At 72.7% G+C, this 14,056-nt stretch carries 13 protein-coding genes, 1 pseudogene and 1 riboswitch; of the genes and pseudogenes, 11 read left to right on the forward strand and 3 right to left on the reverse strand.

The features are described 5' to 3' along the window. Positions 1-5: 5 nt before the first annotated feature. Together FHX80_RS30900 and FHX80_RS30905 are read right to left on the reverse strand one after the other, a co-directional pair. A complete protein-coding gene (locus FHX80_RS30900; protein ID WP_145767799.1) occupies positions 6-1,274 on the reverse strand; it encodes an RNA polymerase sigma factor in 1,269 nt (422 codons plus the stop codon). Beyond that, positions 1,274-1,630 carry a YciI family protein gene (locus FHX80_RS30905; protein WP_145767800.1) on the reverse strand — a complete coding sequence of 119 codons (357 nt, stop codon included), beginning with the start codon at positions 1,628-1,630 and terminating at the stop codon, positions 1,274-1,276. Before FHX80_RS30905 ends, FHX80_RS30900 begins: the two co-directional genes overlap by 1 nt. 155 nt (positions 1,631-1,785) lie before the next feature. Between FHX80_RS30905 and FHX80_RS30910 the strand changes: the two genes are divergently transcribed. The 10 genes from FHX80_RS30910 to FHX80_RS30955 all read left to right on the forward strand — a co-directional run bounded on the left by FHX80_RS30910 (position 1,786) and on the right by FHX80_RS30955 (position 12,146). Beyond that, positions 1,786-2,412, forward strand: coding sequence for a GNAT family N-acetyltransferase (locus FHX80_RS30910; RefSeq protein ID WP_145767801.1), 627 nt, complete (start codon positions 1,786-1,788; stop codon positions 2,410-2,412). 99 nt (positions 2,413-2,511) lie between these two features. Then, a complete protein-coding gene (locus FHX80_RS30915; RefSeq protein ID WP_145767802.1) occupies positions 2,512-3,384 on the forward strand; it encodes an ABC transporter substrate-binding protein in 873 nt (290 codons plus the stop codon). Between the two features lie 137 nt (positions 3,385-3,521). Continuing rightward, the gene (locus FHX80_RS30920; protein ID WP_145767803.1) at positions 3,522-3,785 is read left to right on the forward strand and encodes a type B 50S ribosomal protein L31; all 264 of its coding nucleotides are present in this window, start codon (positions 3,522-3,524) and stop codon (positions 3,783-3,785) included. Between the two features lie 156 nt (positions 3,786-3,941). After that, entirely contained in the window at positions 3,942-5,177 is a 1,236-nt protein-coding gene (locus FHX80_RS30925) for a beta-ketoacyl-[acyl-carrier-protein] synthase family protein (protein WP_145767804.1), read from the forward strand. 67 nt (positions 5,178-5,244) lie between these two features. Beyond that, positions 5,245-7,155 (forward strand): acyl-CoA dehydrogenase family protein, encoded by a 1,911-nt coding sequence (locus tag FHX80_RS30930; protein ID WP_145767805.1) that lies wholly within the window; start codon positions 5,245-5,247, stop codon positions 7,153-7,155. A gap of 264 nt (positions 7,156-7,419) precedes the next feature. Next, entirely contained in the window at positions 7,420-7,680 is a 261-nt protein-coding gene (locus FHX80_RS30935; RefSeq protein ID WP_145767806.1) for an acyl carrier protein, read from the forward strand. Next, positions 7,677-8,900: a beta-ketoacyl-[acyl-carrier-protein] synthase family protein gene (locus FHX80_RS30940; RefSeq protein WP_145767807.1), complete on the forward strand. Its 1,224-nt coding sequence runs from the start codon at positions 7,677-7,679 to the stop codon at positions 8,898-8,900. Before FHX80_RS30935 ends, FHX80_RS30940 begins: the two co-directional genes overlap by 4 nt. 80 nt (positions 8,901-8,980) lie before the next feature. Next, positions 8,981-9,169: riboswitch (cobalamin riboswitch) on the forward strand. Between the two features lie 36 nt (positions 9,170-9,205). Further along, a complete protein-coding gene (locus tag FHX80_RS30945; RefSeq protein WP_208764837.1) occupies positions 9,206-10,273 on the forward strand; it encodes an ABC transporter substrate-binding protein in 1,068 nt (355 codons plus the stop codon). Further along, positions 10,270-11,361 (forward strand): FecCD family ABC transporter permease, encoded by a 1,092-nt coding sequence (locus FHX80_RS30950; protein ID WP_375881981.1) that lies wholly within the window; start codon positions 10,270-10,272, stop codon positions 11,359-11,361. The genes FHX80_RS30945 and FHX80_RS30950 overlap by 4 nt, the downstream gene beginning before the upstream one ends. After that, entirely contained in the window at positions 11,358-12,146 is a 789-nt protein-coding gene (locus FHX80_RS30955; protein WP_145767809.1) for an ABC transporter ATP-binding protein, read from the forward strand. The genes FHX80_RS30950 and FHX80_RS30955 overlap by 4 nt, the downstream gene beginning before the upstream one ends. A gap of 111 nt (positions 12,147-12,257) precedes the next feature. Here the strand turns inward: FHX80_RS30955 and FHX80_RS30960 are convergent, their stop codons facing one another. Continuing rightward, positions 12,258-13,289 (reverse strand): PRC and DUF2382 domain-containing protein, encoded by a 1,032-nt coding sequence (locus FHX80_RS30960; RefSeq protein ID WP_145767810.1) that lies wholly within the window; start codon positions 13,287-13,289, stop codon positions 12,258-12,260. A 218-nt stretch (positions 13,290-13,507) separates the two neighbouring features. Here FHX80_RS30960 and FHX80_RS36155 point away from each other — a divergent pair. Then, positions 13,508-13,981 (forward strand): annotated as a pseudogene (locus FHX80_RS36155) (OPT family oligopeptide transporter); the annotation flags it as partial. Positions 13,982-14,056: the final 75 nt, after the last annotated feature.

Consider the following 14,056-nt stretch of genomic DNA (forward strand, 5'->3'; position numbering starts at 1 on the left):
CCCGGTCAGCCGTCGGGCAGCGCCCGGCGGCGGCGCCGCAGGAAGTCCCGCTCGGCCGTGTTCCGCGTGCGGTCGGCCGCCGCGTCGTACGCGGACGCGGCCTCCCGGGTGCGGCCCAGCCTGCGCAGCAGATCGGCCCGCACGGCATGGAACACGTGGTAGCCGTCGAGCCCCAGCCGGTCGACGAGCGCGAGGGCCGCTTCCGGACCCGCCACCTCCGCCACGGCCACCGCACGGTTCAGCGCCACCACCGGGCTCGGCCCGACGGCGAGCAACTGGTCGTAGAGCCGCAGGATCTGGCCCCAGTCGGTGGCGGACGCGGTCGCCGCGTCACTGTGCACGGCGTTGATCGCCGCCTGGATCTGGTACGGACCCGGCCGGCCCCGCCGCAGGCACTGCCGGACGAGCGACTGCCCCTCGGCGATCAGCGCTCCGTCCCACAGATCGCGCCGCTGCTCACCCAACGGCACCAGTTCACCGCCCGGTCCCGAGCGCGCCGGGCGCCGCGACTCGGTGAGCAGCATGAGCGCGAGGAGCCCCACCGCCTCCGGTTCGTCGGGCATCAGCGCGGTCAGCAGCCGGCCGAGACGAATGGCCTCCGCGCAGAGTTCCTCACGCACCAGCCGGTCGCCCGAACTCGCCGTGTACCCCTCGTTGAAGACGAGGTACACCACGGCGAGCACCGAGCGCACCCGCTCGGGCAGATCGGCGTCGCAGGGCACCCGGTAGGGGATGCGGGCGTCACGGATCTTGGCCTTCGCCCGCACCAGCCGCTGCGCCATGGTCGGCTCGGGCACCAGGAACGCGTGTGCCAGCTCCGCGGTGGTCAGGCCGCCGAGCAGCCGCAGGGTCAGGGCGATCTGCGCGGCGGTGGAGAGGGAGGGATGGCAGCAGGTGAATATCAGGCGGAGCCGGTCGTCGCGCACGGGGCCCTCCTCGGCCGGTTCGCTCCCGGCACGCAGCAGCGCGGCCTGGGCGTGCCGGTCGGCGCGCGAGGCCTCACGGCGCAGCCGGTCGATGGCCCGGTTACGCGCGGTGGTGATGATCCAGCCGGCGGGCGCGGGCGGTGGCCCGGTCACCGGCCACCGGTCGAGCGCGGCGGTGAACGCCTCCTGGACCGCTTCCTCGGCGATGTCGATGTCACCGAAGGAGCCGACGAGCACGGCAACGCAGCGGCCGTACTCGGCGCGGAAGAGACGCTCGATCTCCCGGGCGGGCACGGCCGGCTCGTCCGGTCCACCGCTCGGGGCGGACCGGCCGGGCGAGTCCGTCATCAGCCCTCCACTTCTCCCTCGAACGGGCGGACCTCGATGGGGAGCCCGATCGCCAGCGCGGCCTTGCGGCCCCAGTCGAGCGCGGCATCCAGATCGGGGGCCTTGATGATGCTGAGCCCGCCGAGGTACTCCTTCCCCTCGATGTACGGCCCGTCGGTGAGCACCGTGCCGCCGTCCTTCGCCCGCACGACGGTGGCCGTGCTCGGCGCACTCAGCCCGCCGTCGAAGACCCAAGCCCCGGCCTGCTGGAGCTCCCGGTGAAAGCCCTCGACGTCGCGCATGATGCGTTGCAGCTCCGCGGGAGCGGGCGGTACGCCGTCGGCCGGTGTGACGACGCTGAGCAGATAGTGCTTCATGGTGTGCCTCCTCGGGTGCGACGCCGGCGTCGTGCCGGCCTCTCACCCTCTATACGAACGGCTGCCGCCCGGATCGACACGGAACACAGTCGTGTTCGACGTCTTTCTTTCCCAGACCCTTTTGGGAGCGCTCCCAAAAGGGTCAGGATGAGGGCATGACCTTGCGACCCGGCATCCGCGAGTACCACCCGGCCGACCGTGCGGCACTCGCGGACATCTGCGTCCGGACGGCCGACAACGGCGGCGACTCCCGGCATCTGTACCCGGACCCGGAGCTGATGCCGTCGATCTTCGCCGCTCCGTACACCTATCTCGAACCCGGTCTGGCCTTCGTGATCGACGACGGTACGGGCCGGGCGGTCGGATACATCCTCGGGACGGCGGACACACCGCGGTTCGTGACGGAGTTCCGTACACGCTGGCTGCCCCTCGTCCAGGACCGCTACCCGCGCCCGGACGGCGCGCCGCGCGGTCCCAGCGACGAGATGATCGCCCTCCTGCACAACCCGGAACGGATGATCCTGCCCGAACTGGCCGGCCACCCGGCCCACCTGCACATCGATCTGCTCCCCGAATGGCAGCGCAGGGGGTACGGGAGAGCGCTGATGCGTACGTTCCTGGCAGCCCTGCGCGCCAAGGGGGTGGGGCGGGTGCACCTGTCCATGCTCACCGCCAACACCCCGGCGAGAGCCTTCTACGACCGGCTCGGCTTCACCGGGATCCGGGTGCCGGACCCCGGGCCCGTCACCTACCTGGGGCGCGGCACCGAGGCGGACCTGTAGAACGACGCCGCGCCGGGGGTGCCACGCCGGATCGCTGGGCAGGTAGTGGTGTACGACCCCGAAACGGGGCGAAGCGGCCGGTGGCGAGAGGCGTGTGACGTGAACGAGCAGAGCGTGTGGCAATTCTCCGACGACCGCGGCCAGTTGACGTCCGCCGAGCGGCGACCGACGCGAGTGCTCGCGTATGTCCAGGCCGGAGCGACCTTATGGGACCACGGGATACGGCCGAGCGCGGTATTCGGCTCGGGCCATGACGACCCTGCCGTGCCCGACACCGCGAAGACCGGCTCGCTGCCCCTGGCCGAGGTCGCCTATGCCGGCGCCGGCGCCGCTTTGGACGTGGAGACGCTGCTGAGCGGCGAGCCCGACCTCGTGGTGGCCGTCAGCTACGGCGGCGGCCAAGTCTACGGCCTCGCCCCGGAGACCGCCAAGCACCTGGAGGAGCACGTCCCGGTCGTCGTCATCGACGTGGGCCAGGCGCGCACCCTCGCGGAGATCGGTGAGCGGTTCGCCCGGCTGGCCCGTTCGCTGGGAGCCGAGGAGCCCACGTCGGCCGCCCGGGAGCTGGACGCCGCCCGCGACCGGCTGCGCGCGCTCGCCGCCGGACCGGCCGGGGCCAGGGTCCTCGCCCTGTCCCCGGCCGGGCAGCACCAGGCACACCTGGCCCGCCCCCGCATGTGGCCCGAACTGCGGGTGCTGGCAGAGCTCGGCGTCAACCTCGTGGAACCGGCCGAAGGCCCCGGTGCGAACTGGTCCACGGTCGGCTGGGCGGAGGCCGGGGCGCTGCGCCCCGCCGTCGTGCTCGCCGACATCCGGGTCAACGCCACCCCTCTCGGCGAGCTCCGGACGAGCGAGGCGTGGGCGGCGATCGAACGCACCGCGCGGGTGGTGCCCTGGAACCCGGAGCCGGTGTGCAGCGCGCGGGCCCACGCACGGTTCCTGGCCCTGGTGGCCGACGCGCTGGAGGCGTAGCCGAGCCGCTCGGTGACATCGCGGCCTGCGTGCGCCGATGCCCCGTACGGACGTCTGCGATCGCGCGGGCCGCCGCGGTTCGGGAGGCTGGCCGGGAGTGTCCCGTCCCGGTACCCGCACGTCCCCAGGAGCAGACAATGCAAAACGACAAGCACCCTTCCTACGGTCCGGTCGTCTTCCGTGACCGTTCCGCGGGCTACGCCTTTCTGACCCGGTCCACCGCGTCGAGCGAACAGACCATCGACTGGGACGACGGGAAGAGCTACCCCGTCATCGACGTGGAGATCTCCGCCGAGAGCCACCCCTTCTACACCGGGAAGGCCCGGGTGGTCGACTCCGAGGGACAGGTCGCCAAATTCGAGCGCAGGTACGGCGAGGACGGGGGCGCGGACGCCTCCTGACCCGTACGGGACCCGAGTTCCCGGCCCTCTCCACCGGAGCGCGGCACGGTGAGCGGCGTCCGGGAAATTAACCCGTTCGGCCCAGTGGGCGCATCCTCTCCCAGGACACCGCCGTTCGAACGAAGGCGGGGTGAACGACGACGGGAGGGCCGCGGCATGGCGTGGGACGGGGCAGCAACTGTGGTGACGGGCCTGGGGCTTGTGACCCCGGCGGGCGCCGACGAGGAAACGGTCTGGGCGGGGCTCTGCGCAGGGGCCGGAATGGCCCGGCACTGCGACGAACTGGCCGGCCTGCCGGTCGGCTTCGCCTGCCGGGTCGACGGCGACCTGGACGAGGCGGTGGGCGGCCGCGCGGTGTTCCGGATGGCGCGGTTCGTGAAGATGGCCCTCGTCGCCGCGCGCCGGGCCGTGGCGGACGCCGGGCTCCGCCCGGACCGCTGGGACGGCGCCCGGGTGGGCGTCGTGCTGGGCGTCGGCGTGGGCGGGGTCTCCGTACTCGTCGACAACGTCCGCAGGCTGGACGCGGACGGGCCGCTCGCGGTCTCCCCGCTCCTCGTGCCGATGATGATGCCGAACGCGGCCGCCGGGGAGGTCGCCATCGACCTGCGCGCCCACGGGCCGAGTCTGGCCCCGGCCACCGCATGCGCGTCGGGCGCCACCGCGATCGCCCTCGCCCGCGACCTGCTGACGAGCGGTCAGTGCGATGTGGTGGTGGCGGGCGGGGCGGAGTCCGTGGTGACCCCGCTGGTGGTGTCCGCGTTCGCCGGGATGGGGGCGCTCTCGGTGCGCACCGGTGATCCGGCGGCCGCGTCGAGGCCGTTCGCCGCGGACCGCGACGGGTTCGTGCTGGGCGAGGGCGCCGCCGTACTCGTACTGGAGCGGGCCGGGGACGTCAGGGCCCGCGGCGGGCGGGCGCGGGCTGTACTGGCCGGTGCGGGCGCCGCCACGGACGCGCACCACCCCACCGCACCCGACCCGGCCGGCCGAGGCGCTCAGCGGGCGGTCGAGGCGGCACTGGACCGGGCGGGCTGGGCCGCCCGCGACGTGGACCACATCAACGCGCATGGCACCTCCACCCCGCTGAACGACGCCATGGAGTCCGCGCTGATCGCCCGGCTCTTCCCGCACCGGCCCTCGGTGACCGCGCCGAAGGGCGTCATCGGGCACACCCTCGCGGCGGCCGGTGCGATCGAGGCGGTGGCCACCGTACTGACCCTGGAGCACGGTCTCGTCCCGCCGATCGCCAACCTCGACGCGCCACCGGCGGAGTCCGGCCTCGACTGCGTGACCAAGGAGCCCCGCCGCCAGCGCGTCGAGCGGGCCCTCAGCCACTCCTTCGGATTCGGCGGCCACAATGTCGCCCTGGCCTTCCAGCGGGCCGAACCCCGCTGAACAGGAAAGGAATAGCCGCGACTGCTGTTTTCGGGTGTCCTGGCTGATTCCTGATCGTTCCTTTCGTATGACCACAATGATCGACAGCCCCGTTGTGACCGGAACCGGCACGGAACGGGTCGCGGACCGGCTCACCGCGGTGCTCCTCGGCACGGACGCCCGCCGGGAGCACGGCTTCTGGCAGCGCATCATCGCCACCGAACCGTTTCGCAGGCCGGCGGCCCCCCTGCCAGGTCCCACCCCCGACGAGAGGCTCGCACTCGCCCACGCGCGGCTGCGCACGCTCAACAACGCGCTGGACAGCGGCGCCAGGCTGGCAGCCGACCCGCGCGCCCTGGCCGCACTTCACGAATGGCTCGCCCCGGTGGATCCGTCACTCGCCACCGTCGCGGGAATCCACTACAACCTCTTCCTCGGCAGCTTGCTGGACCACGACGCCGACCGGCTCCGAGATCTGTCGGACTTCCTGGCGATGCGACGCATCGGGACCTTCCTCTGTACGGAGGTGGCGCACGGCAACGACGCCGCCGCGGTCGAGACGACGGCCACCTACGACCCTGCCCGGGACGGATTCGTACTGCACACGCCGCACCTGGGCGCGCAGAAGTTCATGCCCAACACCAGCCGGGCCGGCGGCCCCAAGACGGGCCTCGTCGCCGCCCGGCTGATCGTCGGGGAAGCAGACCACGGCGTCTTCCTGCTGCTGGTGCCGCTCACCGACTCGTTCCGGGCCCTGCCCGGGGTACGGATCCGCAGGCTTCCGGCACGGATGGGCAGCCCCGTGGACCACTGTCTGACCTCCTTCGACCAGGTATTCGTGGGGCGCGAGGCGCTGCTCGGCGGGGAGCAGGGGCGGGTCGGCGACGACGGGGTGTTCCGCAGCGGCACCGCCGGCCACAGACGCCGGTTCCTCGCTTCCATCGGCCGCGTCACCGCGGGCCGCATCTGCATGAGCGCGAGCGCGGTCGGCTCGGCCCGGGCCACCCTCGCCATCGCGGTCCGCTACTCCGGCCACCGGTATGTCTCCGGGGGCCGCGCGTTGCCGCCGTTGGCGGTGATCGCCCACCGCAGCCATCACGGCCCCCTCGCCGGGGCCATGGCCACCGTCTTCGCCATGAGCCTCCTGCACCGACGGGCCCTCGACCGCTGGGAGGCGGCGGCGCACCGGCCGGCGCCGGAGCGCGAGGCGGCCGGGCGGCTGGTCGACATCGCCAAGGGGTGGATCACCTGGCAGGCCCGGTCCGTGATCGTCGAATGCCGGGAACGGTGCGGCGCCCAGGGCCTGCTGGAGAACAACGGAATGGCCGAACTCGTCACCGGGGTGGAGGGTGCCATCACCGCCGAGGGCGACAACATGGCCATCCACGCCAAGGCGGCGGCCGAGATGGTCATCTCCGCGATGCCTGAGGCGATGGACGCGGGGGGCACCGCGGACGCGGGCGCGCCGGCCGGCGGCCTGGACGATCTGCGGTACCTCGGCCGGCTCCTGGCCCAGGTGGAGCGGATCCAGTTCGGCCGCTCCCGCGCCCGCATGGCACGGGCCCCGCACGGCGGCCCGCTGAAGCGGTGGAACGCGGGATCAGGGCCCGCGCTGCGAGGAGTCGAGGCCCATGCCTGCCGGCAGGCGGCCGACGCCTACGCGGACGCGGTCGAGGGCCTGCCCGAGGGGCCTGCCCGCGAGCGGCTGACCGATCTGGCCCGGCTGTTCGCGCTGCGCTGGGTCGAACGCAACAGCGGGGACCTGCTCGTCGCCGGTCACCTCACGGCCGACCAGGTCGAGGGCCTGACGGAGACCATCGAGCAACTCGTCGCCGCCGTCGCGGCCCACCTTCCGGACCTCGCCGACTCCTTCGCGCTGCCGGAGGAAGTGCTCGCCGACTGGCCCATCGCGGGAGCCCGCTACGCCGAGGCGTACGACGACCCGGGTGCCTCCTGGCACACGGGCGGGCGCCGGGTAACGGTCGGGGGTGATCGATGAGGGCCGAGCCGGAGCCGGCCGCACCGTCGGGCCCGCGCCGTGGCCGACGCGGCACAGGGACTCTGCCGCGGTGCCGTACTCCTGGCCTTCTGGGGTACGGCGGCCGTGTTGTCGCGTTGGTGCACGGGGCCGCGGACCCACGGAGGCGAATCGGTTCGCTGCAAGGCGTAACTGGACGGACGCTGCTCAGTTACTTCGGCGTCGGGGTGGTGAGAGGCGCCGCCCGGACATCCCCGCCGGACGGGCATGATGGAGAGGAAGACCATGAGCGCGATTCACCCCACGATCACCGAGGTACTCAGCCGTACCTTCAGGGTGCCCGTGGCCGAGATTCTCCCGGAATCCACGATGGAGAGCCTGGACATGGACTCCCTGGCAGTCGCCGAGTTCGCCGTCGTCATGAGGGAGGCCGTCGGCGTCGAGCTGGACCCGGGCACACTGCACCGGGACACCAGCCTCGCCGGGCTCACGGAGTTCCTCCGGGCGTCGGCCGGCAGCGAGGCGCCGGTGGGCACCGCCCGATGAAGATGCCGGCCATCGCCGTCACCGGCCTGGGAATGATCACCCCGGTCGGCAACGACACCGAGTCCACCTGGGACGGGGTGTGCGCCGGGGTCAGCCCGGCCCGCACCGTCCCCGCGCTCGCAGGGTGCGCGATCGACTTCGCCTGCACCGTCGACGGTATCGACCTGGACGCCTCGATCGGCCGCCGTACGGCCTTCCGCATGGGCAGGTACACCAAATTCGCCGTACTCGCCGCGCGGGAGGCGGTGGCCGACGCGGGACTCGACCCGGGCGGCTGGGACGGCGGCCGGGTCGCGGTCGTCGTCGGCACCAGCAGCGGCGGCTCCGCCGGTCTCACCGATCAGGCACTGGTGCTGGAACGGCGCGGGCCCGAGGCGACCTCGCCGTCCGGGATCCTGCTCACCATCCCGAACATGCCCGCGGCCGAGATCGCGATCGAGATGGGAGCGACGGGCCCCAGCCTGGCACCCTGCACCGCCTGTTCGTCCGGGATCACCGCACTGTCCGTGGCCCGGGACCTGCTCGTCACCGGGCAGTGCGATCTGGCGATCGCGGGAGCCACCGAATCGACCCTCTTCCCGATCGCCATGACCGGATTCGCCAGATCCGGCGCGGCCGCCCGCGCGGACCGGGACCTGTCCCGGCTCAGCCGGCCCTTCGCGGCCGACCGGGCGGGGCTCGTCATGGGAGAGGGCGCCGCCGTCATGGTGCTGGAACGCGCGGCCGACGCCGAGGCCCGGGGTGCCGAGCCGCGCGCGCTGCTCGCGGGCACCGGCGCCACCACCGACGCCCACCACCCCACCAGCCCGCACCCCGACGGCCGACTCGCCCAGGCCGCCGTCGAGGCCGCGCTGCGCGCCGCGGGCTGGCAGGCCGCGGACGTCGAGCACATCAACGCGCACGGCACGGCCACACCGCGCAACGACGCGGCCGAAGCCGCCCTCATCGGCCGGGTCTTCCCGCACCGGCCGCCCGTCACCGCGCCCAAGGGGGTGCTGGGTCACTGCATGGGCGCGGCCGGAGCGATCGAGGCGGGGCTGACGATCCTCACACTCCAGCGCGGAATCATCCCGCCGGTCGCCAACCTGGACGCGCCCGCGCCCGGGTTCGACATCGAGTGCGTCACCAAGCAGCCCCTGGTGCTGCCCGTCCGGCGTGCCGTCAGCCACTCCTTCGGATTCGGCGGACACAACGCCGTGGTCGCGCTTCTGCGTCCGTAGCGACCGGGCCGGTGGTGGTACGGGCCGAGGCCGGGCCCGATTCCACCGGCCGCACCGCCGCTGAGCTGCGCAGAGGCTCGTGGTAGCGTGCCTGGGCCAGTCGAACTCCATGGTGGAGTCAGGGAATCCGGTGCGAATCCGGAACTGACGCGCAGCGGTGAGGGGGACGGGCGGGGCACACGGCCACTGGGAGACCCACAGGGTTCCCGGGAAGGCGTCCCGACCGTACGAACCCGAGTCCGAAGACCTGCTGGCACCCGCGGTCCGGCACCGGGCCGCGGAACTCCGTACAGCGGGCCCCGCGCATGGGCCCAGAGACGCCGAGGTACTTCGTGCCGCCCATAGCCGGCCACGCCCGCTCCGCCGCCCTGCTCACAGCCGGAATCGTTCTGCTGACCGCCTGCGGCGGTGCCAAGGACAGTTCCGCGGCCAGGTCCACGGGGGCCGACGGCTATCCCGTGACCCTGGAGAACTGCGGACGCACCGTCACCGTGGACGCCGCTCCGCGCCGTGCCGTCCCGGTCGACCAGGGGTCCACCGAGATTCTGCTCTCGCTCGGCCTCGCCGACCGGCTGGCGGCCACGGCCACCTGGACCGACCCGGTGATGAAGGGCCTGGAGAAGGCCAACGCCGGCGTCCCGAGGATCTCCGAGAACCGTCCCTCGTCCGAGAAGGTCCTCGACCAGGAGCCCGACTTCGTCAGCGCGTCCTTCGAGTCGACGCTCGCCAAGGGCGGCGTGGCCCCCCGCGAGCAGTTCGAGGAACTGGGCGTCCCCACCTACGTCTCGCCCGCCGACTGCACCGCCAAGGACAACAGCAAGGACGGCGACGGGGTCCGCACCGGAGCGCTGACCATGGACAGTGTCTACGCCGAAGTACGCGACCTGGCCAAGGTGTTCGGTGTTCCGGAGCGGGGCGAGAAGCTCGTGGCGGACCTGCGTGCCCGGGTGCGGAAGGCGACCGGCGGCATCGACGCCTCCGGCGCCACCTTGATGTACTGGTTCGCCAACTCCGAGTCCCCTTATCTGGCGGGCTGTTGCGGAGCGCCCGGTGTCATCACCCGTGAGCTCGGTGCGAAGAACGTCTTCGACGACACCCATGAGGAATGGCCGCAGATCAACTGGGAGACCGTCGCCGACCGCAACCCGGATGTACTGGTCATCGGCGACCTGACCCGCAAGTCGGAGACCGCCGAGAGCGCGGTGCGGAAGATCGCGTTCCTGGAGTCCAACCCCGCCACGAAGAACATGGACGCCGTACGGCACAAGCGCTATGTGCTGCTCAGCGGCCAGGCCATGAACCCGTCGATCCGTACGGTCGAGGGTGTGGAGCGCGTGGCGGCCGGGCTGCGTACGTTCGGGCTCGCGGGGTGACGGACACCGGACAGGCCGCGGAGGTGGGCGAGCGCACGCTCCCCGCGGCCGGTGAGCCCGGGCGTCCGGGCATCCGGGGTGTCCGCAGCGGATTCCTGTGGGCCGGCGGGCTCCTGCTGCTCGTCCTGTCCGTCGCGGTGGCCGTCACCATCGGTCCGGCCCGGATCTCCGTCGGCGACGTCCGGTCCACGGTCGCCTCCCACCTCGGGCTCGGGGAGTCGCCGCTCAGCCCGATCCGGGACGGCATCATCTGGAACCTGCGCATGCCCAGGACCCTGCTCGCCGCCGTCTGCGGCGCCGGGCTGGCGGTCTGCGGCACCGTCATGCAGTCGCTCCTGCGCAACCCGCTCGCCGACCCGTTCGTCCTCGGCGTCTCCTCCGGGGCGTCGACCGGCGCGGTCGTGGTCGTCGTCCTCGGGGTCGGCGGGGGAGCGGTGTCCCTGTCGGCCGGCGCGTTCATCGGGGCGCTGTGCTCCTTCGCGCTGGTCCTGCTGCTCAGCCACACCCTCGGCGGCAGCACCGACCGGGTGGTCCTGTCCGGGGTCGCGGCCATGCAGCTCTTCTCCGCACTCACCTCCTTCGTCGTGATGACCGCCGCCGACGCCGAGCAGACCCGCGGGGTGCTGTTCTGGCTGCTGGGCTCGCTCGGCGGCGTCGGCTGGACCGATGTGTGGATCTGCTCCGCCGTGCTCGCCGTGACGCTGACGATCTGCCTCGGCCATGCCCGTACGCTCGACGCCTTCGCCTTCGGCCAGGACGCCGCCGCAACCCTCGGTGTCCACGTCGGGCGCACCCGGATCGTGCTGCTCTGCACGACCGCGCTGCTGACCGCCGCACTCGTCAGCTCGGCCGGCGCCATCGGCTTCGTCGGCCTGGTGCTGCCGCACGCGGCCCGTGCGCTCACCGGTTCCGGACATCGCAGACTGCTGCCTGTCACCGCGCTGGCCGGGGCCGTGTTCCTGGTGTGGGTCGACACCCTCGCGCGAACCGTCCTCGATCCGCAGGAGGTTCCGGTGGGCGTCGTCACCGCCCTGATCGGGGTGCCCGCCTTCGTCCTCGTCCTCTACCGCACCCGGCGGTCCGCATGACCCCGCCCGCCCGCGACGGGCTGCGGGCCGACCGGGTCAGCCGGGAGGCGGGCGGCCGCCTCATTCTGGACGGGGTGTCGCTGACTCCGCCGCCCGGTGCCACCGTCGGGCTGATCGGCCCGAACGGCTCGGGCAAGTCGACCCTGCTGCGGATACTGGCCGGAGTCCTCGCCCCACACGCCGGCACGGTCACCCTCGACGACGACCCGCTGGCCGCTATCGGCCGCCGCACGGTGGCCCAGCGGGTCGCGGTGGTCGACCAGCACTCCCTCACCCAGGTCGAGCTGAGTGTCGTGGACGTCGTACGTCTCGGCCGCATCCCGCACCGCCGTGCCTGGTCGGCGCCGACGGCCGCGGACGAGGCCGCGGTACGCGAGGCCCTGGAGCGGACCGGTCTCACCGGCCGCCGGGAGCAGTCCTGGCACACCCTCTCCGGCGGGGAGCGCCAGCGCGTCCAGATCGCCCGCGCGCTGGCCCAGCAGCCGCGCGAACTGCTGCTGGACGAACCGACGAACCACCTGGACGTCCAGCACCAGCTGGAACTGCTGTCCCTGGTCACCTCGCTGCCGCTGACGGCTGTCATCGCCCTGCACGACCTCAATCTGGCCGCGATGTTCTGCGAGCGGATCGTGGTGATGAACGGGGGCCGGGTGGTCGCGGGAGGGTCCCCGGCCGAGGTGATCACCCAGGAGCTCATCGCGGATGTCTACCGGGTCAGGGCCGTCGTGACACCGGACGGCCCCGAGGGACGGCCCTCGGTGCGCTTCCGTCCCGGGCGGCCCTGAACACATCCGGCACAAGGCGGGCCCGGAGGGACACGAGAGGGCGGACCCCCGTACTGCGGGTCCGCCCCTCGCTCCTGTCCGGTACGGCTGGTCCGGCGCGGTGCGCGGGGGTCAGCGGCGCCGTCCCTGACCGAACTCGCCGCCTATGTCCTTGCCGTCCTTGGTGATGCCGTCCGCGTAGTCGATCTGCTCCTTGCGCAGTTCCGCGGAGACTTCCTTCTGCTCGGTCACCTTCTTGGTTTCCATCCGTACCCGCTCGACCGGCACGGTCTCCTTCCGCATCGTGGCGCGTTCGGCGTGCAGAGTGACCTCCACATCCTGCTCGTGGATGCCCGAGCGGGCCGTCTTGTCGCCGGGCCGCAGCGGCTCGCGCACCACGCGAACCTCTTCGTGCGTCACGGGCACGGTCCTGGTGACGTTCTCGGTCACGACGTACTTGTGCAGGCGGGCCTTGCCGCTCTCGTACTCCTCGGTGCCGATGCGCAGTTGTTCCTCGGAGCGGATGAGTTCCTCCTTGCCGCCCAGGTCGGCGGAGGACCGTTCGGCGCCCGCTCCGGCTCCGACCAGCGGACGCGCCGTACCGGAGGTCTCGGTGTCCCGGTGCCTGCCCATGCCGGTGCCGGAGGCCGCACCGGCGGTGCCGGTCGCCGGCTTGCGGTCTGCGGTGGTGTTGCGTGCGGCGCCTGCCGCGCCCATGGCCCCGGCTCCGGCGGCCGCGCCCGCTCCGGCCGCGCCCATGCTGCCGGTCCCGGACGTGGTCGGTGCACCGGTGCCGGTTGTGCCCGCGGCCCCGGAACGGTCGCCGAGATTGGCGCCGGTGTTCCTGGTCAGGCCGTAGTGCCGGTAGAGCTCCTCCTCCTCGGAGACGGAGAGATGTGCGTCCGCGTCCACCCGGGGGGCTTCCTTGACGCGGTCCTTCGGATGGGAGATGTGCAGGTCGGAGCCCACGCGACGGGCTCCGGCGAGAGGCACGAAACTCTCCTTCATACCGAACAGGCCGGTCTTCACCGTGATCCAGTCCGGTCGGCCGGTGTTGTCGTCGACATACACCCGCCCCACGTTGCCGATCTTCTCGCCCGCGGTGTCGTACACCGTCAGGCCGTCGAGCTCTCCGGAATCCGTGAAACCGTCAGCGGCTCCCATGACCGGTTCCTCCTAGCCCGGGCGCGTCCTGTGGGTGGGTCCATCAGGGGAGGCGCGTCCGGATTCCATCGCGCCTCACCCGGATGGACGCTGCAACTTCCCGGCCGGTGGGGCCAGGTGCCCCATGCGCGACATGTGGGCGCAGGCCCCGTGCGATGCCGCTGCGGGTTCCGTGACCCGGTTAGACCAATCGAGTGAATGGCCGGGCAGGTACGGGGCCGCACGTCTTCGGGCGCACGGACCTGGTCTGGCCGATGCCGGCCGGCGCGTTCATCGGGCTCGTCGTGGACGCCTGGGTGCTCTACCGCGCCTTCGGCTCCCGGCTGCTGCCCGCCGACGCCGCCTGGCCGCCCGGCACCGCGGCAGCCGAGACCATCAAGGCCGGCCACCGGGGAGGACGCCGGGCCCTGATCCTCGCGGGCGCCACCGCGGTCGGCCTCGCCGGAACGCTCATCAGCCTGCCGCTCTCCGCCGCCGGGGTCGCCTTCCTGGGCAACGTCTGGGCGCTGATGATGTTCGGCATCGGACTGATGCCGCGCCAGTACGGCCCGGACCCGTTCCACACCGACCTGGGAGCCGGGTACATCCCGCACGGCGTCATGGTCGGCGCCGGGATCGTGGCACTCGGCCAGGCCGTGCGTCTGCTGCTCGGCCGTCGCGAGCGCAAACGAGCCACGGTCGCGGAGGAGGCCCGGAGATCAACCTGCGCGGCAAGCCGGCCGAGAAGCCCGGTGAGACGGTCATGCTCTCCGGCCAGATCTCCTGGA

Source organism: Streptomyces brevispora, from assembly GCF_007829885.1.
Lineage (GTDB): Bacteria > Actinomycetota > Actinomycetes > Streptomycetales > Streptomycetaceae > Streptomyces > Streptomyces brevispora.

Bases quoted from the DNA above. Each gene is read 5' to 3' on its own strand.
- FHX80_RS30930 (WP_145767805.1), top strand. From the start codon at position 5,245: ATGACCACAATGATCGACAGCCCCGTTGTGACCGGAACCGGCACGGAA.
- FHX80_RS30960 (WP_145767810.1), bottom strand. From the start codon at position 13,289: ATGGGAGCCGCTGACGGTTTCACGGATTCCGGAGAGCTCGACGGCCTG.
- FHX80_RS30905 (WP_145767800.1), bottom strand. From the start codon at position 1,630: ATGAAGCACTATCTGCTCAGCGTCGTCACACCGGCCGACGGCGTACCG.
- FHX80_RS30900 (WP_145767799.1), bottom strand. From the start codon at position 1,274: ATGACGGACTCGCCCGGCCGGTCCGCCCCGAGCGGTGGACCGGACGAG.
- FHX80_RS30910 (WP_145767801.1), top strand. From the start codon at position 1,786: ATGACCTTGCGACCCGGCATCCGCGAGTACCACCCGGCCGACCGTGCG.
- FHX80_RS30925 (WP_145767804.1), top strand. From the start codon at position 3,942: ATGGCGTGGGACGGGGCAGCAACTGTGGTGACGGGCCTGGGGCTTGTG.
- FHX80_RS30940 (WP_145767807.1), top strand. From the start codon at position 7,677: ATGAAGATGCCGGCCATCGCCGTCACCGGCCTGGGAATGATCACCCCG.
- FHX80_RS30955 (WP_145767809.1), top strand. From the start codon at position 11,358: ATGACCCCGCCCGCCCGCGACGGGCTGCGGGCCGACCGGGTCAGCCGG.
- FHX80_RS30945 (WP_208764837.1), top strand. From the start codon at position 9,206: ATGGGCCCAGAGACGCCGAGGTACTTCGTGCCGCCCATAGCCGGCCAC.
- FHX80_RS30920 (WP_145767803.1), top strand. From the start codon at position 3,522: ATGCAAAACGACAAGCACCCTTCCTACGGTCCGGTCGTCTTCCGTGAC.
- FHX80_RS30935 (WP_145767806.1), top strand. From the start codon at position 7,420: ATGAGCGCGATTCACCCCACGATCACCGAGGTACTCAGCCGTACCTTC.